23 protein-coding genes and 2 tRNA genes are annotated in these 22,198 nt (G+C 58.9%); 11 read left to right on the top strand and 14 right to left on the bottom strand.

Annotated elements, in window-relative coordinates; translation table 11 throughout:
- The 5 genes from aroB to C7J97_RS01235 form a co-directional block, all read right to left on the bottom strand.
- Positions 1-1,044, bottom strand: a complete 1,044-nt coding sequence (aroB, locus tag C7J97_RS01215) for a 3-dehydroquinate synthase (protein WP_113991805.1) — start codon at positions 1,042-1,044, stop codon at positions 1-3.
- Positions 1,041-2,111, bottom strand: a complete 1,071-nt coding sequence (locus C7J97_RS01220; protein WP_055186298.1) for a bifunctional chorismate mutase/prephenate dehydratase — start codon at positions 2,109-2,111, stop codon at positions 1,041-1,043. Before C7J97_RS01220 ends, aroB begins: the two co-directional genes overlap by 4 nt.
- A 189-nt stretch (positions 2,112-2,300) precedes the next feature.
- Positions 2,301-2,480 carry a hypothetical protein gene (locus tag C7J97_RS01225; protein ID WP_113991806.1) on the bottom strand — a complete coding sequence of 60 codons (180 nt, stop codon included), beginning with the start codon at positions 2,478-2,480 and terminating at the stop codon, positions 2,301-2,303.
- A 2-nt stretch (positions 2,481-2,482) separates the two neighbouring features.
- Positions 2,483-3,235, bottom strand: coding sequence for a hypothetical protein (locus C7J97_RS01230; RefSeq protein ID WP_005921660.1), 753 nt, complete (start codon positions 3,233-3,235; stop codon positions 2,483-2,485).
- Positions 3,236-3,276: 41 nt separating this feature from the next.
- Positions 3,277-4,005: a lysophospholipid acyltransferase family protein gene (locus C7J97_RS01235; protein WP_113991807.1), complete on the bottom strand. Its 729-nt coding sequence runs from the start codon at positions 4,003-4,005 to the stop codon at positions 3,277-3,279.
- Positions 4,006-4,223: 218 nt separating this feature from the next.
- On the opposite strand from C7J97_RS01235, the gene C7J97_RS01240 reads away from it, so the two are divergent.
- The 6 genes from C7J97_RS01240 to C7J97_RS01265 all read left to right on the top strand — a co-directional run bounded on the left by C7J97_RS01240 (position 4,224) and on the right by C7J97_RS01265 (position 10,955).
- Positions 4,224-5,063 carry a DUF624 domain-containing protein gene (locus C7J97_RS01240; RefSeq protein WP_005921666.1) on the top strand — a complete coding sequence of 280 codons (840 nt, stop codon included), beginning with the start codon at positions 4,224-4,226 and terminating at the stop codon, positions 5,061-5,063.
- Between the two features lie 31 nt (positions 5,064-5,094).
- Positions 5,095-6,474, top strand: coding sequence for a hypothetical protein (locus C7J97_RS01245; protein WP_113991808.1), 1,380 nt, complete (start codon positions 5,095-5,097; stop codon positions 6,472-6,474).
- Positions 6,475-6,513: 39 nt separating this feature from the next.
- Complete coding sequence (locus tag C7J97_RS01250; protein ID WP_097779069.1) at positions 6,514-7,116, top strand: cytidylate kinase-like family protein; 603 nt, start codon at positions 6,514-6,516, stop codon at positions 7,114-7,116.
- A gap of 208 nt (positions 7,117-7,324) precedes the next feature.
- Positions 7,325-8,710, top strand: a complete 1,386-nt coding sequence (locus C7J97_RS01255; protein WP_113991809.1) for an MATE family efflux transporter — start codon at positions 7,325-7,327, stop codon at positions 8,708-8,710.
- 46 nt (positions 8,711-8,756) lie between these two features.
- Positions 8,757-9,461 (top strand): HdeD family acid-resistance protein, encoded by a 705-nt coding sequence (locus C7J97_RS01260; RefSeq protein WP_097782876.1) that lies wholly within the window; start codon positions 8,757-8,759, stop codon positions 9,459-9,461.
- Between the two features lie 87 nt (positions 9,462-9,548).
- Positions 9,549-10,955 carry an NAD(P)/FAD-dependent oxidoreductase gene (locus C7J97_RS01265; protein WP_005921675.1) on the top strand — a complete coding sequence of 469 codons (1,407 nt, stop codon included), beginning with the start codon at positions 9,549-9,551 and terminating at the stop codon, positions 10,953-10,955.
- A gap of 173 nt (positions 10,956-11,128) precedes the next feature.
- On the opposite strand, the gene C7J97_RS01270 is transcribed toward C7J97_RS01265, so the two are convergent.
- Positions 11,129-11,605, bottom strand: a complete 477-nt coding sequence (locus C7J97_RS01270) for a peptidylprolyl isomerase (RefSeq protein WP_097785286.1) — start codon at positions 11,603-11,605, stop codon at positions 11,129-11,131.
- A 268-nt stretch (positions 11,606-11,873) separates the two neighbouring features.
- Between C7J97_RS01270 and C7J97_RS01275 the strand changes: the two genes are divergently transcribed.
- Positions 11,874-12,278, top strand: a complete 405-nt coding sequence (locus C7J97_RS01275; protein ID WP_113991810.1) for a helix-turn-helix domain-containing protein — start codon at positions 11,874-11,876, stop codon at positions 12,276-12,278.
- On the opposite strand, the gene C7J97_RS01280 is transcribed toward C7J97_RS01275, so the two are convergent.
- The 3 genes from C7J97_RS01280 to C7J97_RS01290 form a co-directional block, all read right to left on the bottom strand.
- Positions 12,279-13,076: a TIGR03915 family putative DNA repair protein gene (locus tag C7J97_RS01280; RefSeq protein ID WP_113991811.1), complete on the bottom strand. Its 798-nt coding sequence runs from the start codon at positions 13,074-13,076 to the stop codon at positions 12,279-12,281.
- Complete coding sequence (locus C7J97_RS01285) at positions 13,055-14,413, bottom strand: putative DNA modification/repair radical SAM protein (protein WP_113991812.1); 1,359 nt, start codon at positions 14,411-14,413, stop codon at positions 13,055-13,057. The genes C7J97_RS01280 and C7J97_RS01285 overlap by 22 nt, the downstream gene beginning before the upstream one ends.
- 276 nt (positions 14,414-14,689) lie before the next feature.
- On the bottom strand, positions 14,690-15,322 hold the full coding sequence (locus C7J97_RS01290) for a LexA family protein (protein WP_015537218.1): 633 nt from the start codon (positions 15,320-15,322) through the stop codon (positions 14,690-14,692).
- A 230-nt stretch (positions 15,323-15,552) separates the two neighbouring features.
- Between C7J97_RS01290 and C7J97_RS01295 the strand changes: the two genes are divergently transcribed.
- A tRNA-Ser gene (locus C7J97_RS01295) sits at positions 15,553-15,640 on the top strand.
- A gap of 33 nt (positions 15,641-15,673) precedes the next feature.
- Positions 15,674-15,767 (top strand) — tRNA-Ser (locus C7J97_RS01300).
- Positions 15,768-16,069: 302 nt separating this feature from the next.
- Here C7J97_RS01300 and C7J97_RS01305 read toward each other — a convergent pair.
- On the bottom strand, positions 16,070-16,816 hold the full coding sequence (locus C7J97_RS01305) for a TraX family protein (protein WP_113991813.1): 747 nt from the start codon (positions 16,814-16,816) through the stop codon (positions 16,070-16,072).
- 246 nt (positions 16,817-17,062) lie between these two features.
- Between C7J97_RS01305 and C7J97_RS01310 the strand changes: the two genes are divergently transcribed.
- Positions 17,063-17,947 carry a LysR family transcriptional regulator gene (locus tag C7J97_RS01310; RefSeq protein WP_112090977.1) on the top strand — a complete coding sequence of 295 codons (885 nt, stop codon included), beginning with the start codon at positions 17,063-17,065 and terminating at the stop codon, positions 17,945-17,947.
- Positions 17,948-18,751: 804 nt separating this feature from the next.
- Positions 18,752-20,326 (top strand): lipase family protein, encoded by a 1,575-nt coding sequence (locus C7J97_RS01315; protein ID WP_113991814.1) that lies wholly within the window; start codon positions 18,752-18,754, stop codon positions 20,324-20,326.
- 57 nt (positions 20,327-20,383) lie between these two features.
- Here C7J97_RS01315 and C7J97_RS01320 read toward each other — a convergent pair whose 3' ends face one another.
- From C7J97_RS01320 to C7J97_RS14935, 4 genes are all read right to left on the bottom strand, one after another.
- The gene (locus tag C7J97_RS01320; RefSeq protein WP_113991815.1) at positions 20,384-20,803 is read right to left on the bottom strand and encodes a PPC domain-containing DNA-binding protein; all 420 of its coding nucleotides are present in this window, start codon (positions 20,801-20,803) and stop codon (positions 20,384-20,386) included.
- A 62-nt stretch (positions 20,804-20,865) separates the two neighbouring features.
- Positions 20,866-21,057, bottom strand: coding sequence for a DUF6019 family protein (locus tag C7J97_RS01325; protein WP_113991821.1), 192 nt, complete (start codon positions 21,055-21,057; stop codon positions 20,866-20,868).
- Positions 21,058-21,241: 184 nt separating this feature from the next.
- Entirely contained in the window at positions 21,242-21,487 is a 246-nt protein-coding gene (locus C7J97_RS01335; RefSeq protein ID WP_005943479.1) for a hypothetical protein, read from the bottom strand.
- Positions 21,488-21,501: 14 nt separating this feature from the next.
- Positions 21,502-22,014, bottom strand: coding sequence for a hypothetical protein (locus tag C7J97_RS14935; protein WP_113993403.1), 513 nt, complete (start codon positions 22,012-22,014; stop codon positions 21,502-21,504).
- Positions 22,015-22,198: the final 184 nt, after the last annotated feature.

Consider the following 22,198-nt stretch of genomic DNA (forward strand, 5'->3'; position numbering starts at 1 on the left):
TCAGTCCTCCATGCCCAGCAGCGGGCGCAGCCCCTCCACAGGGATGGTCTCGGCGCGCCAGCAGCCAAGGCCGGGCACTTTGATGATGGTGATTTGTCCGTCCTGTGCTTTTTTGTCGTGCAGCATCTCGGCCAGCACCTTTTCCTTATCGTAGGCGGTGCGGGTGGGCAACCCTAAGCGGCGGTACACGCCGCGCACCCGCTTTTGCAGCGCCTTGGATTCGATCATGGGCAGCATACCCAGTGCCACGCACTCGCCGTGGAACAGGCCGGTGGTGCGGCGTCCCTTGATGCCCTTCACGGCCTCGATGCCGTGGCCGATGGTGTGGCCGAAGTTCAGCGCTTTGCGCATACCCTGCTCGGTCTCGTCCTGCTCCACGATGCTCTTTTTAAAGCGCAGGCTGCGGCAGATGATGTCGCCGATGCGGTCATCCACGTCCTCTTTTTCAAAGATGGAGAACAGCTCCGGGTCGGCCAGAAGCCCGGCCTTGATGGCCTCGGCCAGACCGTTGATGAAGTGGCGGCGGGGCAGGGTGGACAGGGTGTCCGGGTCCACGATGACCAGCTTTGGCTGCCAGAAGGCACCCACGATGTTCTTGGTGTCGCCCAGATCCACGGCGGTCTTGCCGCCGATGGAGGAATCGATCATGGAAAGGGTGGTGGTGGGGCAGTTGATAAAGTCGATGCCGCGCATATAGATGGAAGCGGCAAACCCGGCAAGGTCGCCCACCACGCCGCCGCCTACGGCCACCACAAGGTCGCCCCGGCCCATGCCGAAGTCCAGCATCTGCCGCAGCACGGTCTCCAGAATTTTAAAACTCTTGCTGGCCTCGCCCTGCGGCACGGTGATGATGGTGGCATCCTTGCACTGGTCGGCTACCATCTGGGCGTACTGTGCAGGCACACCGCTGTCGGTGACCACCGCCACCCGGCGGTCCAGCCGGGCGAACTGATACAGGTTTTCCAGCGAGCCGCGCTTGACGATGATGTCGTAGCTGCGCTCGCCCAGATTCATGGTCAGCTTGGTTCCGATAAAATCACTCATTTTGTATACACTCCTAACAGCCGCACCGTCCGGCAGGTGCGGTCAAGCTCGCGCAGCAGCGCGGCGGTCTCGCCGGCGGCGGCATCGCCCACCAGCTCTACATAAAAATAATATTCAAAGGGAACGTGCGGCATGGGGCGGCTCTTGATGGACTCCATATTGAAGCCGCTGGCACCGATGACCTGAATGACCTCGGCCAGCTTGCCGGGCTTGTTGTCCACCGTGAAAAGCAGGGAGAACCGGTTGCCCGCCGTGGGCTTTTCGCGGCTGAGCACGATGAACCGGGTGGTGTTGTCGCCGTCGGTGTTGATGTTGGGCACCAGAATCTCCAGCCCGTACAGGGCGGCAGTCTCAGCGCTGGCAATGGCGGCCTTTGTCGGGTCTTTGCTTTCCGCCACGAACTTTGCAGCCATGGCGGTGTTGGCCATAGCGGTGGCGGGCAGACGGAACTGCTTTAAAAAGGTCTCGCTCTGAGCAATGGCCTGCTGGTGGCTGTACACCGTGCGCAGCTGGGAAAGCTGGGTGCCCGGCAGCACCAGCAGGTTCTGGGAGATGGGCAGGTCGTACACGTCCACCACCCACAGCTCCGGGTGATTATAGCACAGGTCCAGCACGGCAGAAACATCCCCGGCGTGGCTGTTTTCAAAGGGCACTACGCCGTGGGCGGCTTCGCCCGAGGCCACGGCCTCGAATACCTCGTCCCATGTGGAGTAGCTCACGGCCTCGGCGTGGGGGAACAGCGCCTTGAGGGCGATGTGGGCAAACGCACCCTCCACCCCCTGATAGGCAGCGCGGTTGCGCCCCAGCACAGCGGCTTCGTATTGCTTGGCAAGATCCATCATGTGCTGGACGTGGTCTTTATAGTAAGGGCGCAGCGCAGGCTGCTGAATGCGGGCTGCGGCCTTTTCCAGTACGGCGGCCTCCCGGGCGGCATCGTAGATGGGCAGGCCGTGCGCCCGCTTATATTCGGCCACCTGCAAAACGGCAGCCATCCGGCGCTCGAACAGCGCAGCCAGCTGCGCATCCACCGTGTCGATCTCGGCACGGGCTTGTTCCAGTGCGTCCATGGGGGTCACATCCTTTTTGGTCGGTTTTTGCGGGGATACCTAGTAAGTATACCATAACCGGGACAGAGAAACAACAAACCGCTCTCCATTTGAGAGTGGAGAAAATTTCAAATCAGCCATGGGTAAAAAGACGAAAATAGAAAACAGAGGCTCTCCGGTCATCGCCTGCGGCGACGACCAGAGAGCCTCTCAATCGCTGTTTTTATTTTTCAAAATATCCTCCCAGCTGCGGGCTTTGCCGTAATAGCGCCCGTAGGGGTTGTCAAGGTCTGCGGCGCGGAGAATGGGCGGCGCGGGCGGCTGGGGTTTGGGGGTGCGGTCAAAGGTGAACCGTGCGGCGGGGCCGCCGGCTTTGATGCGGAAGCGCATCTTTAGTGCCCCTCCCCGGCGGTGGAGACTGCCCCGGCGGTCAGGTTTGCCCAAAGGGGCTCGCTGTTTTCCAGCAGGGAAGCGGATTCCTTCAGCCATGCGCCCCGGATGCCGATATAGTAATCTGCCAGCAGCTGCTGGCTGTCGCCGCTGGCGCTCTGCACTGCGTCCGAGGTGTAGCTGCCCAGCTCCATCCCGGTCAGCACCGGGCAGTCCGTCCAGCGGTAGACCATGTTCCACCAGTCGCTGTCGGCATCGGACTTGGGCAGATGGCCGTCCAGATACCGCAACGTGCCGGTGGTCTGCTGGAAGCCTGCGGGGTCATACAGGATAAAGATGGAACTGAGGGAACTCTGGATATCGGTGGAAAGCTTGGTGGTGCCTGCCATATCCAGATAGGCGTCCGAGTCCTCACTGTTGAAAGCCATGGTGTACTGGTTCAGCTTTACCACCACCTTGCCGTCGCCGTTGCAGTCCTCGCCGTAGGCGGCAAGCTGCTCTTGCAGGGCGGTGACGGTGGCTTCGGGCAGGTAGTAGGGGCTTACCACCGCCACGTTGTAATCCGGGTGGGTGGTCAGGAAATACTGCCCGATAAAGCAGTACGCCACGAACGCACCCGCAATGCCGAAGAGGAGCACCCATTTCAGGTTGTAGTCCCACCAGTTTGCCCAGCGCTCCCTGCGGCTGTATTGCCGCTGTTTGCGGGGCTTGAGGTCCTTGGGGTCGATGTCGCGTTCGTAACGGTAGCTTGCCATAAAATAGTTCTCCTGTGTGATGAAACGGGCGGGAAAGGCTGTTACTTCAGGGCAGCCAGAATGCTTTGGCGCACGGCGTCGGGCAGCTGTTTCTGCTCGGCCTTGCTCATGCCGGCGGTCTGGATGGGCGACATGATCTTGATGCGCACACCGCCCGGGCGGCAGCGGTTGCCGTTTGTCTCGAACAGGGCGCGGGCACCGGTCACAGCCACCGGCACCACCGGGGCACCGGTCTTGACCGCAATGCGGAAAGCACCGGCCTTGAACTCGCCTGCGCCGCCCTCTTCACCCTTGTAGCGGGTGCCCTCGGGGAAGATGACGAAGCTGCGGCCGCCCTCCACGATGGCGGTGGCATCGTTCAGCGCCCGCACCGAGGCGCGCACATCATCACGCTGCACGAACACGCAGCCCAGCAGCTTCATCCAGCGGTTGAGCAGGGGAATCTTTTCCAGCTCCTCCTTGGCAAGGATGCCGTGGGGCTTTTCCAGCCCTGCCAGCAGCAAAGGGATGTCGTAGTAGCTGCGGTGGTTCGCCACGAACACGCAGGGGCGGTCTTTGGGAATATTCTCCAGTCCGTCCACGGACAGGGAAACACCGGTCACCTTTAAGATGCCCCGGCTCCAGCGGGGGATATGCTGGTTCACGATCTGCTCCACGGTGGCGGTATCTCCGGCGGCTGCGGCGCGCTCGGCGCGGCGCAGGATGCCGTAATGCAGGATCATGTACCCGAACAGATAAATAAACATCGCAATGGTGCGAAGAATGCTCATAATGGTTTCCTCCTATTGCAAAAAATGCCATTGTCATTGTAGCACATTTTGCGTAAAAAAGGGAGAGATAAATATTTTTTTACAATTAGCCCCGGTTGTATCTTGCAAAGTTGACAAAATACAGGTATATTTATATCTGTAAAGTTAGCACAATGGCACTTTCCAGACAAAACGCCTGCGGTGCCGGTTAAAAACGTAAGAAAGGTACCGCAGTTACTATGGGTCTTTTTCCTTCTGCCAATGATTTCAAGGCCGGTAAGGGTGTCGAAAAGGATGCCCCCCGCAAGACCGGCATCGGCCGCTTTTTTGAGCTTGTAGGCCGTGATATGAACGGCATGTTCCTTGCAAACCTGCTGACCTGCATCGGGTTTGCACCGGTTATCTGCCTGGTGTATATCGGCTTTTTGCAGAACAGTCTGCCGGTGATGCTGGGCAGCGCCGCCGTGGGCGGTCTGCTGGCCGGGCCCGCACTGGCCGGAATGTACGATACCGTCCTGCGCGCGCTGCGCGACGAGGCGGGCTACTGGTGGGTGACCTACCGCAAGGCCTTCAAGCGCAACTTCAAGGCCAGCCTTGTGCCCGGTGTGCTGTACACCGTGGTGGTCACGCTGCAAATTTTCCTCGTCTATTTCTGCTTCAATATGCTGTACCACGGCACCAACGTGGGTGTTCCGCTGTGGGTGGCTACGGTGCTCAATCTGGTACTGTTCCAGATGCTGTTTGCCTATATGTGGCCGCAGGTGGTGCTGCTGGACCAGCCTTTGAGCCTGACTTTGAAAAACAGCATCAACTGCATGATCGCCTTTTTGCCCCACGCACTGGCTGCTGCCATCGTGCAGGTGCTGTTCTGGGGCGTGGTGATCCTGTGCATGCCGCTGGGGCTTTTCCTGATGCTGATCTTCGGTTTCTGGTTCGTTACCGAGGTGTCCTGCCAGATCGTGTACGGCGATATTGACCGGGTGTTCCACATTGAGGAGAACATCCGCAAGATGAAGGACGCCGAGCTGGAAGCAGCCCTCAAGGAGGACTACGCCGACGACGACACCCCGGAGGAATAAGCGATAAAACTGCGGAAAGGAGCGATGTCCCATGGAACAACGGAATAATCTTGTGCTGCAGGGGACAGAGACCTTTTCCCGCGGGCAGCTGGACAACCTTGCGCTGGAAAACGGCGCACTGGTGCTGGATAGCGTGGCCGGACGCAGCCTTTTGTACGGCAGCTACACCACCCCGGAATTCGCCATGCCGGCGTTCTGCAACCTGAATGTCAGCTGGAACGCCCATGCACCCCGGGACACCATGGTGGAGGTGCGCTGCCGGGTATACGCAGCAGGGGCGTGGACAGCCTGGATGAGCTTTGGCAAGTGGGCACCGGACTACCCCCGGTGCAGCGTGTCCAGCCAGAGCGAGGACGGCATGATCTTTTTGATGGGCGATACCGTCACGGTGGCCGCCCCGGGCGGCGGCACCGGCGTACAATTGCAGGTGAACCTTTCCACCAACAACGATAAAGTCACCCCGGCGGTGCGTCTGCTGGCGGCGGCGGTGCGTCCCCTTGCGTGGGAAAAGCGCAACGGCCATGCGCTGAACCGGCGGCTCTATCTGCCGGAATACTGCCTTTCCGCCCACGACCCCAGCTTTGGGCGGGAGATGGATCTGCCGCTGGTCATGGCGGCGCTGATGAACCGCTGGGGCGAGGATATCCTGCCGGAAGAAGTGGCCTACGCCATGGAGGACGGCAGCACCCGCAGCACCGGCAACACTGCCTTTGCGGCGGCCGCCGCAGGCTGCTGCGGCTACCCCTGCTGGCAGGCATGGATGGACCTTGCTGACCTGCGGGAGCAGATCCACGACGGCTGCTCGGTAGCGGTGCAGGTGGAGCGACGGGTGCGCGGTCAGCGCGACCCGGTGCGGCTGTGGATGGGGCTGCACGGTTTTGGCCACGATGACGCCGTGATGGCAGATTTTGTGCTGCTGAACGACCCCACCGCCGATACCGACGGCGCGGTGAACTGCACCATGGCGCTGGTGGATTTTATGCGTTACTTTACCGGCAAGGCCATTGCCCTGCGGCCAAAGCAGCGGGAGACTGAGGCCGACCGTCCCCGGCGGCTGCGCTGCGAGCTGCGCGCCGGCACCCAGCCGGGCGTTTACTACTTTGAGCGGCGGGGAGAGCCCGCAGACCTGCCGGAGGATTTTTCCGGCTGGATCGCCTGCGCGCCCCACGACGGCGTGGCGCACGCCACCACCGCTCACCGCACCTTTTTGCGCTGTACCCGCACCGAGGACGGCGGGGTACAGTTCCCGCCGGAGCTGCTGGCCGCAGGCGGGCGATGCAGCGTGTATGCAGTGGACCAGACCGGCACCATGCGGGTAGCAGAGGTACGGCTGCCGAAGCCGAAGCCTGTACCTGCAAGCACAGAACCCAAAGCCAATGGCCAGACCGGGGACGCCCCGGCACAGCCGTAAGCTTTTTCAGGGCGATATATGAAACAGGAGGAACACATTATGGCAAAGACGATCATCACTTTGGGCCGTGAGTACTGCACCGGCGGACGCTTCATCGCAGAGGACGTGGCAAATGCGCTGGGCATCAAGCTTTACGACAAGGAGCTGATCACCATGGCAGCAAAGAACTCCGGCTTGTCGGAGGAGGCTGTTGCCGCCAGCGAGAAACGGCACACCCACAGCCTGCTGTACAGTCTGTACACCATGGGCAACGAGCTGCCGCTGGGCGATCAGGTGTTCATTCTGCAGAGCCGTATCATCAAGCAGCTGGCCGAGGAAGGCCCCTGCGTGATCCTTGGCCGCTGCGGTGACTACGTCCTGCGGGAGCGCAAGGACGTGCTGCGGGTGTTCGTGTATGCACCCAAGGAGTGGCGTTTGCAGTACGCCAAGACCAATCCTCTGGTAAAGGCCAAGGACGAAAAGGGCATCAAGGACGAGGTGGAAAAGACCGACCGCAACCGCTCGGCCTACTACAACTACTACACCCAGAACCGCTGGGGCGATGCCCACAACTACGATCTGGCCATCAACGCCGCCCTTGGCCGCGAGACCTGCGTGAAGATGATCTTGGACGCAGCCGCCGCCAAGGAAAAGACGCTGTGACCCCCAGCCAGACCCAATAAACAACGACAGAACGTGGGCAGGGCGCTTCTGCGCCCTGCCCACGTTTCCGGCAAGGGAAGTTCTTACAGAGCGTATACCTTCTGAAGGCTTCCCCCCTTGGGGGAAAGGCTTTAGTGGCTGCGGCGTTGACTGAGAGTGATATCCATGCCGCAGCATCCCCAATCCCAAGTGTTCAAAAGGAGAAATCGTGAAAACAAATCAATCGCAGACCGCACCCGCCGAGGTGCGGGAAAACATCATGGGCACCATGGAGATCAACCCCCTTTTGCTGAAACTCAGCATCCCGATGATGATCTCCATGCTGGTGCAGGCGCTGTACAACGTGGTGGACTCGGTGTTCGTGTCCCATGTCAGCGAGAACGCTCTTACCGCCGTATCGCTGGCCTTTTCATTGCAGAATGTCATGATCGCCGTGGGCGTGGGCACCGGCGTGGGCGTGAATGCCCTGCTGAGCAAGAGCCTTGGCGAGAAGAACCAGAGCCGTGCCAACGCCACCGCAGAAAACGGCATCTTTCTTTCCCTGTGTAGCTTTGCGGTGTTCTTTGTCATCGGCCTTACCTGTATGAAGCCCTACTTCTACGCCCAGACCAGTGACCCCGTCATTGCGCAGCAGGGCATCCAGTATTTGTCGGTGTGCTGCATCTTCAGTCTGGGTCTGTTCACTCAGACCATGGGCGAAAAGCTGCTGGCGGCTACCGGCCGCACCTATCTGAGCATGATCAGCCAGCTGGTGGGTGCCGTGGTGAACATCATTCTGGACCCCATCTTCATCTTCGGCTACTGCGGCGAGGCGCTGTCCGGTACCACCGGTGCGGCGGTGGCTACGGTCATCGGCCAGTTCTGCGGTGCAGGCATGACGTTGTACTTCAACACCCGCAAAAACCCGGACATCCAGATCAGCTTCAAAGGCTTCCGTCCCAGCGCCAAGGCCATTGGCCGCATCTACACCGTGGGTCTGCCCAGCATCGCCATGCAGTGCGTGGGCAGCCTGATGACCTTTGGCATGAACCTGATCCTGATGGCCTTCTCCGCTACGGCGGTGGCGGTGTTCGGCGTCTACTTCAAGCTGCAAAGCTTTGTGTTTATGCCCATTTTCGGCCTGAACAACGGCATGGTACCCATCATCAGCTACAACTACGGTGCCCGCAGACCGAACCGTGTGAAAAAGACCATCAAGCTGGCGGTGTGCTACGCCGAGGGCATCATGCTGGCAGGCTTCTGCATCTTCCAGTTCGCACCCCGGCAGGTGTTGAGCATCTTTGCCGCCAGCGACGCCATGCTGGCCATCGGTATCCCGGCCATGCGCATCATCTGCCTGCATTTCCTGCTGGCGGGCGTCAGCATCGTGCTCAGCTCGGTCTTTCAGGCGCTGGGCAACGGCGTCTTCAGTCTGATCGTTTCGGTCTGCCGCCAGCTGTTCGTGCTGCTGCCGGCAGCGTGGCTGCTGGCACAGACCGGCAGTGTCAATAATGTCTGGTGGGCCTTCCTCATTGCGGAAGTCGTCAGCATCCTGATGAGCATGGCCTTCTATGCCCGTATCAACAAGACCACCATCGCACCCCTGTACCACTGACCCGGGTGCGGGCAGCGGCCCTGCAAACGAAAGGAACGTGATCTCTATGGTAAAAAAGCTGAAGTGGAATCTGATCCTCATGAGCCTGCTGTACGTCGGGCTGGGCATTTTTCTGGTCATGAAGCCCGGCACGGCGCTGAACATCGTCTGCTACGCGCTGGGCGGCGTGGTGCTGGCCTGCGCAGCGGTGCAGCTGATCCGCTACTTTGTGGTGGAGCGCGGGGTGTTCCAGAGCCAGCTTACCCTGATCTCCGGCCTTATCTGCCTTGCACTGGGTGTTTTTCTGCTGCTGCGCAGCGATATCGTGGTAAGTATCCTGCCCATCGTGTTCGGCCTGTTCGTCATCTTTGACGCCATTGGCCGGGTGCAGAACGCCTTGGACCTGCGCCGCTGCGGCTATGACAGCTGGAAAGGCTTTCTGCTGCTGCCGGTGCTCAGCGTGGTGCTGGGCGTCATCCTGATCGCAAACCCCTTCGGCGCCATGGAAACGCTGGTGATGGCCATCGGCGTCATCCTGATCGTAGAGGGTGCCATCAACCTGCTCAGCGCTCTGTACACCGTGCTGGCCGTGCGCCGCTTTGCCAAGCTGCACCCGGAGACCCAGTCTGTGCTGGAAAGCATTACCGGCGAGGACCTGAACGGCGACGGCGTTGTCGCCCCGGACGTGACCCGCACCGATGCAGAGGCTACCGCCGTGGAACTGGACCATGTGGACGAGAGCGCCACCGTGGAGCAGGAGAAGCGGGAGTAAGGAATAAACCCTCTCAGTCAACGCCGTCAGGCGTTGACTGAGAGGATTCTACACCAATTATCAAGAAAAGGAAAAAGGAACAAAATCATGGAAAAGTACGATCTGATCATTGTGGGTGCGGGCCCTGCCGGCATCTTTACCGCTGTGGAGCTGCTGCGCCACGGCAGCAAAAAGAAGATGCTGCTGGTGGAAAAGGGCAAGCCGGTAGAAAAACGCCACTGCCCCAAGGCAGAGGTAGGCCACTGCGTCAATTGCCGCCCCACCTGCGCCATCACCACCGGCTTTTCCGGTGCGGGCGCGTTCTCGGACGGCAAGCTGAGCCTTTCCTACGAGGTGGGCGGCGACCTGCCCACCCTCATCGGGGAGGAGTTTGCACAGGAACTCATCGACTACACCGATAAGATCTATCTGGAGTTCGGCGCAGACCCCCATGTGGAGGGCATCTACACCGGTGAGGACATCAAGGAGATCCGCAAAAACGCCATCCACGCAGGTCTGAAGCTGGTGGACTGCCCCATCCGCCATCTGGGCACCGAGAAGGCACAGGAGCTGTATCTGGCCATCCAGAACTATCTGGCGGACAACGGCGTGGAGATGCGCTTCAATACCGAGTGCGAAAACATCATTCTGGAAGAGGAAGGCTGCAAGGGCGTGCTGCTGAAGGACGGCGACAGCCTGCTGCCTGTGTACGCGGACGAGGTGGTCATCGGCACCGGACGCCGCGGTGCAGACTGGCTGGAAAAGCTCTGCGCAGAGCACCACATCGCCCATAAGCCCGGCACCGTGGACATCGGCGTGCGTGTGGAGTGCCGCAATGAGGTGATGGAAAAGGTGAACAAGGTGCTGTATGAGTCCAAGCTCATCGGTTACCCGAAGCCGTGGAAGAACAAGGTGCGCACCTTCTGCCAGAACCCCGGCGGTTTTGTGGCGCAGGAAAACTACGACAACGACCTTGCCGTGGTCAACGGCCACAGCTTCAAGGAAAAGAAGAGTCCGAACACCAACCTTGCCATTCTGGTGTCCCACAACTTTACCGAGCCCTTCAACCAGCCCATCGCCTACGCCCAGAAGGTGGGCGAGCTGACCAATATGCTGGGCGCAGGCCACATCATGGTGCAGCGCTACGGCGATATTCTGGACGGCAAGCGCACTTGGCAGAAGGAACTGGCACAGTCCAACGTGAAGCCCACGTTGAAGGATGCCGTGGCCGGTGATATCACCGCCGCCATGCCCTACCGCGCCATGACCAATATCATCGAGTTCATCAAGATGCTGGACATGGTCGTGCCCGGCTTTGCCGCCAACGAGACCCTGCTGTACAGCCCGGAGCTGAAGTTCTACTCCAACAAGGTGAAGATGGACGAGAACCTCGACACCAACATTCAGGGGCTGCACTGCCTGGGCGACTCCTCCGGCTGGACGCGCGGGCTGATGATGGCCTCGGTCATGGGCGTGCTCATGGGCCGCAAGCTGGCTGAAAAAGAAGGCTGCTGAAAACGATTTGAAATGGCCGCCGCGTGCGCTTTGGCCATGCTCCAAGGAATTTGATTTTTTATTTCAGTGCCCCGGAGCGTCTGCGGACGCTCCGGGGCACCCTTTTCACAGAGAGTTTTTTGCAAAAAAATAGCGGAACACCCGCAGGGTGTTCCGCTATTTTGCATTTAAAATTAGCCCTCGATGAGCTCCACAGTGGCCATCTTGACCGGGGTGGTGGGCTTGTCGTTCCAGTCGGTGCGGACAGAAGCGATCTTATCCACAACGTCCATGCCGGCAACCACCTTGCCGAAGGCGGCGTACTGGCCGTCCAGATGAGGTGCATCCTGATGCATGATGAAGAACTGGCTGCCTGCGCTGTTGGGGTTCATGCTGCGTGCCATGCTGATCACACCGCGGGTGTGCTTGAGGGGGTTGTTGACGCCGTTAGCGGCAAACTCGCCCTTGATGTTCCAGCCCGGGCCGCCGGTGCCGGTGCCCAGCGGGCAGCCGCCCTGGATCATAAAGCCGGGGATGACACGGTGGAAGGTCAGGCCGTTGTAAAAGCCTTCCTTGACCAGCTTTTTGAAATTCTCACAGGTGATGGGGGCAACTTCCTCGTTCAGCTCGATGTCGATGATGCCGCCGTCTTCCATAGTAATGCGAACCATAACGCTACAATACTCCTTTTGTGTTGACCCCGCAGCGGGGGTGTTGGGGGGCAGAAATGCCTGCCCGGATATCCCTTATAGTATACCATAGGTTTTGCCCGTTGCAACGATGCAGATGCAACGTTTTTGTGAATTATCTGCCCCCAATAGGCTAAAAATACGCGCCGCAACCGGAGTTTGCGCTCTGGTTGGTGGACGCAACCGGGCTTTTGTGCTAGAATCGTGCCACAAAAACCACAAGAGAAAGCTTCCAAAGGAGGAAACGAATATGAAAAGTGATTTTCTGACCAACCTTTTTTTCAGAGCGCTCCAGACGGTGAGTGTCGCGACGATGCTCGTGCGGCTGCTGCTGCCGGTGGCCATCGTGGCTGCACTCTATCTGCTCTGGCGCATTGCCCGCAATCTGGAAAAGCCGCCCAAGCTCACGGAGGAAGTCAAGATCGTGCGCAAGTCGCTTTCCGAGATGCTCAAGGAGAACCGCACCCGCTGCAAGATGACACAGGAGTTTGTGGCTGAGACTATCGGCGTAAGCCGTCAGGCAGTGTCCAAGTGGGAGAACGGCACCTCGGAGCCGAACACCTCCAACCTGATGGCGTTGGCAAGGCTGTACGGCATCCCGGCAGAGGATCTGCTCAAGGGCGTGGAAAGCGCACTGGAAGCACAGGAAAAATAATTACAACTCCCCCTGCAGCTCCACCATATCCGCCCAGAAGCGCTTGGGGCAATGGGTCATGCGGCCTTTTTCGTTGTGGCGCGCTTTGATTTCCAGCGTTTTGTAGAACTGCGTCCACAGCGCCTGAAACTGCTGCTCCCGCGCACTGGGCGGCGGCAGCTCCAAGGGCGCTGCCAGCTCCAGCAGCCGGGTGCTGTGTCCCTCGTGCAGCAGCACCGCCTGATGGACGGCATCGTAGATCATGAAATCCTCCTCCGGGAAGCGTCCGCAGAAGTGTGGGCGCAGCAGGGGGAGGATATAATTTTTGGGGTGGATGACCGCGCCCAGCATGCCATCGTGCTCCTCGAACCGCACAAAGCCCTGAAACTTGTCTACCTCCCAGTCCAGACTTTTTTTCATGGCGTAGAGGGGCGCGACCACCGGGTGTCCCTCCCGCTTGACCGTGCCCGGGCCCAGCGCAAAGGCCAGATGCAGAAACCGGAGCAACAGCAGCTCCTTGTCCTCCTGTCCGGAGAGAAAATCCCGGCTGACGAGGTACTCGGTCTCTGCGCCCAGCTTTTTGCCAAAGCTGGCGAATACCCGCCGGGCAACGGCGGGGTCGGTGGCAATGTCCTTGACCGGGTAGAGGGTGGCCGTTTCCCGCTGGGGCGTCCACACCGCAAAGGGAAGCTCGTGCTGGGCAAAGCTTTCGTACACGCAGCACAGAAAGCCCTCAAAGCTGCCGTCGTACAGGTAGACCACGTCGGCATCGTGCAGCTTGCGTGCCCCCTTGGGATTTACAGCGCCTTGGCAAGACATTGCACGGCCTCCTCCCTTACCATGCGGACAGCCGTCCGGGGCGGCACGCCCTGCCCGATGAGGTTGTCCACGGCGGGCGGGCTGAACAGGCTCAGCTGCTCGCAGCTGCCGCTGAATACGTTGGGGTCGATGAGCGCCCGGGTAATGCGCTCCCGTCCGGCACTGCCGCGCCCCGGGTGCGCCCCGGAAAAGCCCCGGCAGGTGATGAAGTACTGCGCCCGCTTAAGCACCACGCCCATGCGCTTGAGCTCGTCCAGACCCAGTGCCGCCTGCTTGCGGGCGTGCCAGATGCGCCGGGCGCTTTTGGGGCCGATGCCCGGCACCCGCAGCAGCATCTCGAAGGGGGCACGGTTCACATCCACCGGGAACAGCCCGTAGTGCTGCACCGCCCAGTTGCATTTGGGGTCCAGATAGGGGTTGAAGTTGGGGTTATCCTTATCTAAAATTTCGTCTGCCTCGAACTGGTAGAACCGCAGCAGCCAGTCTGCCTGATACAGCCGGTGCTCCCGCAGAAGGGGCGGCTTGGTGTCCAGTGCGGGCAGGCGGGTGTCCTCGGCTACCGGGATGTAAGCAGAGTAGAACACCCGTTTCAGCCCGTATTTGTGGTACATCCCCTCGGTCAGTTTTAAGATGTGGTAGTCCGTCTCCGGCGAAGCGCCTACGATCATCTGGGTGCTCTGCCCGGCGGGGGCAAACTTGGGCGCGTGGCGGTAGAGGGTAAGCTCCTCCCGGCTGGCGGCGCCGGATACCGCGATCTGCTTCATGGGGCGGAAGATGGAATGCCGCCCCTTGTCCGGGGCCAGTAGGTTCAGGCTGCGCTCGCTGGGCAGTTCCACGTTCACGCTCAGACGGTCGGCCAGATACCCCAGCTGCTGCAAAAGTTCCGGGCTTGTGCCCGGAATAGCCTTGGCGTGGATGTAGCCCCCAAAGCGGTATTCACCCCGCAGCAGCCGCAGCACCGCCAGCATCCGCTCGGTGGTGTAGTCCGGGGTGCCCAGCACCGCACTGGACAAAAACAGCCCCTCGATGTAATTGCGGCGGTAGAACTCCATGGTCAGCTCTGCCAGCTCCCGGGGTGCAAAGGTGGCGCGGGGGATATCGTTGGAGCGGCGGTTGACGCAGTAGCCGCAGTCGAAGGAGCAGCAATTGGTCATGAGTACCTTGAGCAGGCTGACGCAGCGGCCATCGGCGGTAAAGGCGTGGCAGCAGCCCGGGGCGTAGCAGCTGCCTACCGTGCCCGGGCGCGCGGTGCGGGACGCCCCGCTGGAAGTGCAGGCAACGTCATATTTGGCGCTGTCCGCCAGAATGGTCAGCTTGTCCATCAGGGTCTGTTCCATGCAGAATGCACCTCCCAAAAGGATAAAACCGGGAAAAAGGGTCAAAAAATAAAGCCATACGCAAAATAGCAGATGGCTTTATGAAAAACAGAGGGGACGTCTTTGGCCTCGAACCCTCTCAGTCTGCTCTCGTTGGTCGCATCCAGCTCCCCCGAAGGGGGAGCTTTTTTGCGATAACGGAAACGTATCGGATGAATGATAAAAGCTTATGGCAGTGCTATAAGCTCCCCCCTTGGGGGAGCTGGCATCGCGTAGCGATGACTGAGAGGGTTCCGCTTACCACTTGGCCTTGGTTTCCACCACGCGGCCTGCAATGTGCAGGTGGTTCAGGTCCTCGCCCCTGATGACCATTTCATGATAGGCGGGGTTGAAGGGCTGCAGCACCACGCAGTTGCCGCGCTGGATGTAGCGCTTCAGGGTGCCCTCGCCCTCGTCGCCGTAGATCAGTACGCCCAGATCGCCGTTTTCCAGCGTGTCCTGCTTGTGCACCAGCGCAAGGTCGCCATCCTGAATGCGGGGCTCCATGCTGTCGCCGCGCACCACCAGATAAAAATAGTTGGAGGGGTCCTTCACGCGGGCGTACTCCTGCCCGTAGTCCTCTTCAAAGGCCAGTGCGCCGTAACCGGCCTTCACCGTGCCGATGACCGGGATCAGGCTCTCGGTGTAGCTGCCGAAAAAGCGCTCCTCGGGGGCAGAAACGTTGCTGACCGGGCGGTACAGCCCCAGCAGATAGTCCGCCGTGGTGTTCAACAGTTCTGCAATGCGGGCCACGGTGGAGGGGTCGGGGGAGGACTTGCCGCTTTCCCACTTGCCGACAGCCTGCTGGGTGACCCCCAGTCTGGAGGCAAGCTCCGCTTGGCTGACGCCCTGCTTTTTGCGGCACTGCTTCAATAGCTCTGAAAACGACATGATGATGCTCCTTTTCCCAATGGGTGGTTTATGTTGGTTTTATTATACAACAAAAGGGTGTTTCTGTAAAGAGAAAATCCAAAAAAACTTCGAATAAAGGTTGTGATAAATGCGCCTGCTGTGCAGCTATCGTACAGAAAAAAGAAAAATTTGCATAAGGGCTTGACAGAACGGCGCAAATCTGGTAAAGTAAATAGGCATTCGACACGGCGTAACGCGAGTGTCCACAAGGAGAGATGTCCGAGTGGTTTAAGGAAGCAGTCTTGAAAACTGCCGTACGGCAACGTACCGTGGGTTCGAATCCCACTCTCTCCGCCATTTTTATTGAATAAGTGTAACACACTTTGCTCTGGAGTAGTACTCAAGAGGCCGAAGAGGCGCCCCTGCTAAGGGCGTAGGTCGTCTAAACAACGGCGCGAGGGTTCAAATCCCTCCTACTCCGCCAAGAAAATCCCTCGTAGTTTCGTGAAAACTGCGGGGGATTTTCCTTTTTTATAGCGTTTTTACTCGTGAAAAAGGGACTCTGAAAAGCCCGCGTTTGCGCAGCAATGAAAGCCCCAGTGGGGCTTTTAAGCGGCAGAGCGGTCTGCGCAAGCAGATGGAGGGGCTTTGCCCCGACAAGCTCCGCGGGCTTTTCAGAACCCCCAAATTATAAATAATCTTTCCGCTGAATATGCCCAGAGCAACGCGGAGGGCATTCCCAATCGTCTCGTCTTGCAGCGGTGAGCCAGCTGAACCGGAAAAGCTTTACAGCAGCAGGTTCGTGATACCTGCCAGCACCAGCAGGTGCACCGGGTAGAACCAGTAAAAGGCCTTTTTTTGCAGCGGACTGCACGCACCGCGCTGCCCGTTATAGAACCAGATCAGCACAAAGGCCAGCGGGGCGGTGAGCTCGAACATAAACAGCAGTGCGCCCGCAAGGCACTGCCGCTTGCGGTTTGTGCGGGTCAGGTACAGCGCGCAGATGATGATCACGCCGCTGGCGTTGTAGTCGGTGCAGGCAGCCAGCGCCAGCGCGGCGCACCCGCCCGCCCACACAAGCCCCTGCCAGCCGGGCAGGCCGTTTTCCTTTTCAAAGCGCTTGAGCCCTGCCATAGCCAGCACGCCCAGCGCCAGCGTCCAGTAAACGTTCTGTGCACTGGGGTCAAAGGGGGTGCGGAAGAACGCAAGGTCAAAAGGCACCTCGCTCAGAAGGCCGAACAGCACCAGCCGCCCCAAATAGCCTTTGACGTTGTGGGTGTGCACAAAGCCCTCCACCAGCAAAAAGCAGAACAGGGGAAAGGCCAGCCGCCCGGTGAAGCGCAGCACCATGTCCAGCCGGTACAGCGGGTAGGCGGAAAGGGTGTCCTGCGAGAGGATGCCAGCGTCCAGCCCGGGCGTAAGGATGCCTGCCTCGATGCAGGACGCGCCGATGTGGTCCACCAGCATGGTGATGCAGGCAATGGTTTTAAGAGCAGTGCCGCTGAAAGTGCGGCGCGGGGAAAGTGCGGTCATAAAAATACCTCGTTCAGGTCGTTAAAAATCGTTACAGGAACTATAACGTAATAAAGGCGGCATTTCCTGCAAAAATCGCGGCAAAATCTGCACAGAACGTGCAAAAATCGGGGCAAAATGCTTGACAGAAAAGGCGCGGGATAGTACAATCAAGAAGATAATTGAACTATCTCAAATGAAAGATGAAAAAGATTCACAGAGAATCGGGCGTCTCCGAACCAGTAAAGACGGAAGGAGGCTTTGGGCATGACGCTTTTTTCCTACGAAATTTTTGATGCCGTGGCCCGGCAGGGCAGCTTCAACAAGGCGGCACAGCAGCTGCACCTGACCCCCTCGGCCATCAGTCACGCCATTGCCGTAATGGAGGAGGAGCTGGGCTTTGCCCTGTTCAACCGCGGCAAAAACGGCGTATCCATGACCAGTTACGGCGCTTCCCTGTATCCTTCTATCCGCGATGTGCTCAACAGTGACGAGGCGCTGAAGCAGAGCATCGCCCGTCTGAACGGCTTGGAAAAGGGCAAGGTAAAGCTGGGGGTATTCAACTCGGTGTGTGCCTCGCTGCTGCCCGGGCTGCTGAAAAGCTTTGCGGCGCATTATCCGCAGATCGAGATCGAAGTATATCAGGGTACCTACGATGATGTCAAGGAATGGCTGCGCACCGGTCAGGTAGATATCGCTTTCCTGTCCTCTACCTGCCGGGAGGAATTCAACCTCACCGAGCTGTTCCGGGAGCCGCTGCTGTGCATCGTGCCGCAGGACTGGCCGGAGCCGCAGGACGGCGTAATGACCCCGGCGCTGATGAACGGCCAGAGCTTTGTGGTGCAGTGCGATGCCACCGACGCCGAAATGCGCCAGTTCCTCAAGAAATACAAGATCGGCACCGAGCGCCGCTGCCACGTCATCGACGACCAGTCCAACATTGCCATGGTGGAGGCCGGGCTTGGCATCTCCATCATGCCGCAGATGCTGCTGCGGGACTGCAAGGCCGCCGTCAAGGTGTACCCCATCGAGCCGGAGGAGTACCGCGTGGTGGGTCTGGCCGTGCAGCGCCCGACCTCCATGGCTCCCGCCGTGGAGCAGATGTTCCACCACATCGTGGAGTACTGCCATGAGTTGGATCTTTCGCTGTAATAAAGAATATTATGGTATCTATCAACCGGGAAGTTCTGCGGAGCTTTCCGGTTGATTTTTTACAGAGAGTGTAGAGAAAAAGCGGCAGTTGCAGCGGCACGGGGTAGGAGGTGGTAGCCGAGGGATGTTCTCTTTTGGTGGCAAAAGAGAACCAGAAAACCACCAGCGATTTCGACGCGCTGGAGCCACGAAAAAGGGGCTGCTCGCCCCTTTTAACCCCAAAGAGGAGGGCTACACCGGAAAAAACTGAAGATTCACGCCTGTTCGGCGTGAAGATCTTTTAACCGTTTTTTCCGGCTCCGCCGATTTGAAGCCCCTCAGTCGCTGCGCGACAGATTCCCCTTTTTGTCACCTGCGGTGACATCTTCCCCCGGCCGGGGGAAGTCGTCCCTCTCGGGGGAGCAAGCGCCCGCCCGCAGCGCCGCGCTTTCGCAGAAAGCGGCACTACAAATGCCGTTTGCCTTTACGACCCCTCCCGTGAAAATGGGTTTCAGGAAAGTCCGCAGACTTTCCTGAAACCCGAAATTTAAAATATTCTTTCCGCTGAATATGCGCAGAGTGCAACGACGACGACCGCCGCCAGCGGCGGAAACAGGGAGGAGTTGTTGGGGCAGCGGCCAGCAAGACGCAAGTGCCGCTCAAGGCACGATGCGGATGCTGGGTGCCGCAACCCGATAGCGGCGCGCATTCTAAATCGTCCCGTCTGCTGCCGCAAGTAAAAATTGCATCCGGCGGCAAAAAGGATTATACTATAAAAAAGCCTGCGGTGCACAGGCCGCAGGAGCGGATGCGGGGGATGAAACCATGAAACGACGGGATTTTTGTAAGGGTCTTGCGGTGACCCTTGCGGCGGGTGCGCTGGCTCCCGGTGCGGCGCTGCCGCAGGCCGGGGCGGCTACGGCGCTGGTCGGCCGCGCCGTACCGGACGACTACTATACCCTGTGGTACCGCAGCGACCGCTGCGGTGCCGACCTGCGGCACGACTACTATTACAGCGACAGCCTGTTCGACCACCCTGCCACGGAGTACGACAACCAGCTGGCGCTGGCCACCTTGGGCATGGCGGCAGCCGCCGACTGTACATGGGAGAGCGACCAGCGCTATTGGATGGAGGGGGAGGTCGGCCGCGCCGACCATATCCGGGACGCCTTTGCAAAGCTGGGCTTTACCGAGGTGCAGCTGTTCAACTATACCCACAGCCTGAACGACACCCCGGACACCGTGGGCTGCGCCATCGCCCGCAAAACGCTGGTGCGCGGCGGCAGGCAGGTGACTATTATCGGGGCGTTCCTGCGTGGCTCCGGCTACGGGGCCGAGTGGTCCGGCAACCTTCATGCAGGGCCGGGCAGCGCCCACGTCGGCTTTGTGACGGCGGCGCGGCAGCTGGTTGAAAAAATACGAGGATACGTTCAGACGTCGGCAAAGCGCCAGCCGCTGGGCACCCTGAAGCTCTGGATGGGCGGTTACAGCCGGGGCGGCGGTGTGGCCAACCTTGTGGCGGCGCGTCTGCCCGCCGTGCTGCCGCAGCTGGAAAAGAAAAACACCTTTGTCTATACCTTTGCCGCCCCGGCGTCCCTGACGGCGGCAGACTGCCCCGATTTGCAGCAGGATTATGACAACAACCACGCGGCAGACGGCAGCCTGAAAAAGAACTGGGGCACCAGCAATATCTTCAATATCGTTTCCAGCGGCGATGTCATCCCCCGCATCCTGCCCGCAGAGTGGGGCTTTTACCGCAACGGCAACGACCGCTTTCTGCCCTCCACGGTCATCCCGGAGGAGCTGCAGGCACTGAACGACCGCAGCGCAGGGATGGAAGGCACGCCGATGGACTTCGGGCGGCTGGCGGTCTCCGAGGAGACCGATGCCGTGCTGCGCTCCATGCTGGACCTGTTCTGCGACCGTCAGACCTACTACAAGGGCTATGAGGACGCCATGCGCTGTATGCTGCAATGCGCGACCACCCGCACGGAGGAAGAAGTGACCCGGGGCATCGTGCGTGACGATGCCGCCGTGGTGGCGCAGCTGCGCAGCATGGAACTGATGCAGCGCTTCCCGCAGGAAAAGGTGGAGCGCTGCGTACAGGCAGCCTCGGCGCTGAGCCGTCCGGTGCTGGAAAAGCTGGGCAGCGCGGTGCCGCTGCAGGCGCAGCAGATCGTCATCCCTATGCTGGCGGTGGGCCTGTGCTTTGAGCTGCAGCCGGAGACGGTGCAGCTGGTGGCAGACTTTGTCCTGTCCACCATCACGGTAAAGGGGCAGCTGAGCGGCATTTTAAAGACCGTGTTGTGCCACTTTCAGGAAAACTACATTACCGTGCTGGAAGCCTACGACCCCGCCGACCACGGCATGACGCCCTACACCCGCCGGGAAGAGCTATAAACAAAAGTCCGCTGCGCAGACATCGCGCAGCGGTCTTTCTTGTTTTTGAAAAGAAGCTCAGAACTTGAACAGGTTCAGCCCGGTAACGGGGTCGTACTGGCGGTCTACCGTGCCGTCCAGAACCTCCACCACCATCTCGCAGGTGGCGCTGACCACCGCCCGGTTCAGGTGTCCGCCGAACACCTCGCCCTTGTCGTTTCCGGCGCTCATGTGCAGGTGGGTGTAGAATTCACCGTTCATGGTGTTGATGGTGCCGGTCAGGGACACGATCTCAAAGCTGCCGCTGAAGCTGTTGGCGTAGTATTGCTTCTCTGCTACATTATATACGCCTACCGTAAAGCTGTTGGTGGCGCCCAGCGCCTGCACGGCGGCAAGGCGGATGTTTTCTTTCAGGGCAAGTTTTTTGACCTGTTCTAGGATCTCCTCGTCCTTGTCGATGCGGACAATGATCTTATTGCCAAAACGTTTGTATTCCATGGGGAAGCATCTCCTTTATGTGGGTTTTTGTGCGCTGCTCTTTGCCGGGAACGAGCGCAGATTTATTGATCTTCTGAATCCGAGCCAAGTTCTTTCAGCTCTTTTTCGTTTTGGATATCTTCATTGGTTTTCTCTCCCGTGATAGCACGGTAGGCTTCTTTGATGCCGTTTCTCACTGCCCATTTGATAACGTAATACAGCGCGATCAAAATAATGATTGCGGTTCCACCGCTGATGCCTAATTCATTCCACATGATTCGAGCCTCCCAATTCCGATTTGTTGCGCTAAGCCGAGTATACCACACCCGCCAAGGAAAGAACACCCCGATAAGAGTGAAATTCTCGGCTTGCTGTTCCGGGCTGGCAAATGACACAAAAAAATCCCCAGACCGAATGGTCTGGGGATGTGGTGGAGCATTATCAACGACAGTCGAACCTTCAGGCGGGCATATCGTTGCTGCGGTCAGAGCGCTTCAAACCGAGAAACGGCGGCACTTCGGAACGCTTCAGCCCTTGTTCGTGTGCTTTTTTCAGTTGGTATTCGTGTAGGGCAATGCTGTCCAGCAGATCACGCTGATTTTGGGAGGCTGCATAGTAATCGACGCCGAACCGTTTGCAGACTGCACTGAGTTGGTCAAGCATTTCAATAGCAGTAGGGGACATTCGTTTGACCTCGATATCCATAGGAGCACCACCTTTCAGGAAAGATATATATTGAAAAGAGAAAGCGCCGCATTATCGGCAATCATCAACATGATCGGTCCACCGGACTGTTTGGCAAAGACCTGAATTGCGCCAAAATCCCGGATATAATGTTTTGCAAGTTCATCCGTCTTGGCTTCAAAGGTGACAACACCGTTTTTACCGGAATCAATGGAAAGCTGGATGCCGAATGCGATCATCATGCGCCCAATGTCCAGATATTTGCGGTTTGCAGTTAATGTTGGGTTGCTTTCCGGGTGGCTTTCGATATACTCGATATAAACGAACATACTAGCTTCTGTTTCGCGGTAAGCACCTAATGCTATGATTTCGCCACTCTCGGTTTTTGCGGTGTATTTTTCAAGTGCAGGGTCGCCAATAAACTCACTTGTCCAGTCGGTCTGCCAACTTTCTTTGGTTGCAGCAAGGTCGGCAGAAGTTGACTTGTCGATGTCAACCGGAATCTTATTGCCTGTATCGGATGCTGTGACAAAATACTGCAAAACCATAGTGCCCACCTTCTTTCAGTTTTATTATAACGAAAATACGGTGGATTTACAAGCGATGCGGCACCCACCACAAACAAAAAATCCCCAAACCGAATGGTCTGGGGATGTGGTGGAGCATTGTCCACAGCACTCGAACCCAACACTTCCTCACGGGTGACCGTTTTGGCATCATCCGTGAAGTTGA

The organism is Faecalibacterium prausnitzii (genome assembly GCF_003324185.1).
GTDB lineage: Bacteria > Bacillota > Clostridia > Oscillospirales > Ruminococcaceae > Faecalibacterium > Faecalibacterium prausnitzii.

Coding starts and splice junctions, on each gene's coding strand:
- C7J97_RS01230 (WP_005921660.1), bottom strand. CDS start 3,235: ATGGCAAGCTACCGTTACGAACGCGACATCGACCCCAAGGACCTCAAG.
- C7J97_RS01235 (WP_113991807.1), bottom strand. CDS start 4,005: ATGAGCATTCTTCGCACCATTGCGATGTTTATTTATCTGTTCGGGTAC.
- C7J97_RS01280 (WP_113991811.1), bottom strand. CDS start 13,076: ATGTCTTGCCAAGGCGCTGTAAATCCCAAGGGGGCACGCAAGCTGCAC.
- C7J97_RS01225 (WP_113991806.1), bottom strand. CDS start 2,480: ATGCGCTTCCGCATCAAAGCCGGCGGCCCCGCCGCACGGTTCACCTTT.
- C7J97_RS01335 (WP_005943479.1), bottom strand. CDS start 21,487: ATGGATATCGAGGTCAAACGAATGTCCCCTACTGCTATTGAAATGCTT.
- C7J97_RS01325 (WP_113991821.1), bottom strand. CDS start 21,057: ATGTGGAATGAATTAGGCATCAGCGGTGGAACCGCAATCATTATTTTG.
- C7J97_RS01260 (WP_097782876.1), top strand. CDS start 8,757: ATGGTAAAAAAGCTGAAGTGGAATCTGATCCTCATGAGCCTGCTGTAC.
- C7J97_RS01250 (WP_097779069.1), top strand. CDS start 6,514: ATGGCAAAGACGATCATCACTTTGGGCCGTGAGTACTGCACCGGCGGA.
- aroB (WP_113991805.1), bottom strand. CDS start 1,044: ATGAGTGATTTTATCGGAACCAAGCTGACCATGAATCTGGGCGAGCGC.
- C7J97_RS01285 (WP_113991812.1), bottom strand. CDS start 14,413: ATGGAACAGACCCTGATGGACAAGCTGACCATTCTGGCGGACAGCGCC.
- C7J97_RS01290 (WP_015537218.1), bottom strand. CDS start 15,322: ATGTCGTTTTCAGAGCTATTGAAGCAGTGCCGCAAAAAGCAGGGCGTC.
- C7J97_RS01315 (WP_113991814.1), top strand. CDS start 18,752: ATGAAACGACGGGATTTTTGTAAGGGTCTTGCGGTGACCCTTGCGGCG.
- C7J97_RS01245 (WP_113991808.1), top strand. CDS start 5,095: ATGGAACAACGGAATAATCTTGTGCTGCAGGGGACAGAGACCTTTTCC.
- C7J97_RS01320 (WP_113991815.1), bottom strand. CDS start 20,803: ATGGAATACAAACGTTTTGGCAATAAGATCATTGTCCGCATCGACAAG.
- C7J97_RS01240 (WP_005921666.1), top strand. CDS start 4,224: ATGGGTCTTTTTCCTTCTGCCAATGATTTCAAGGCCGGTAAGGGTGTC.
- C7J97_RS01265 (WP_005921675.1), top strand. CDS start 9,549: ATGGAAAAGTACGATCTGATCATTGTGGGTGCGGGCCCTGCCGGCATC.
- C7J97_RS01270 (WP_097785286.1), bottom strand. CDS start 11,605: ATGGTTCGCATTACTATGGAAGACGGCGGCATCATCGACATCGAGCTG.
- C7J97_RS01220 (WP_055186298.1), bottom strand. CDS start 2,111: ATGGACGCACTGGAACAAGCCCGTGCCGAGATCGACACGGTGGATGCG.
- C7J97_RS01310 (WP_112090977.1), top strand. CDS start 17,063: ATGACGCTTTTTTCCTACGAAATTTTTGATGCCGTGGCCCGGCAGGGC.
- C7J97_RS01275 (WP_113991810.1), top strand. CDS start 11,874: ATGAAAAGTGATTTTCTGACCAACCTTTTTTTCAGAGCGCTCCAGACG.
- C7J97_RS14935 (WP_113993403.1), bottom strand. CDS start 22,014: ATGGTTTTGCAGTATTTTGTCACAGCATCCGATACAGGCAATAAGATT.
- C7J97_RS01305 (WP_113991813.1), bottom strand. CDS start 16,816: ATGACCGCACTTTCCCCGCGCCGCACTTTCAGCGGCACTGCTCTTAAA.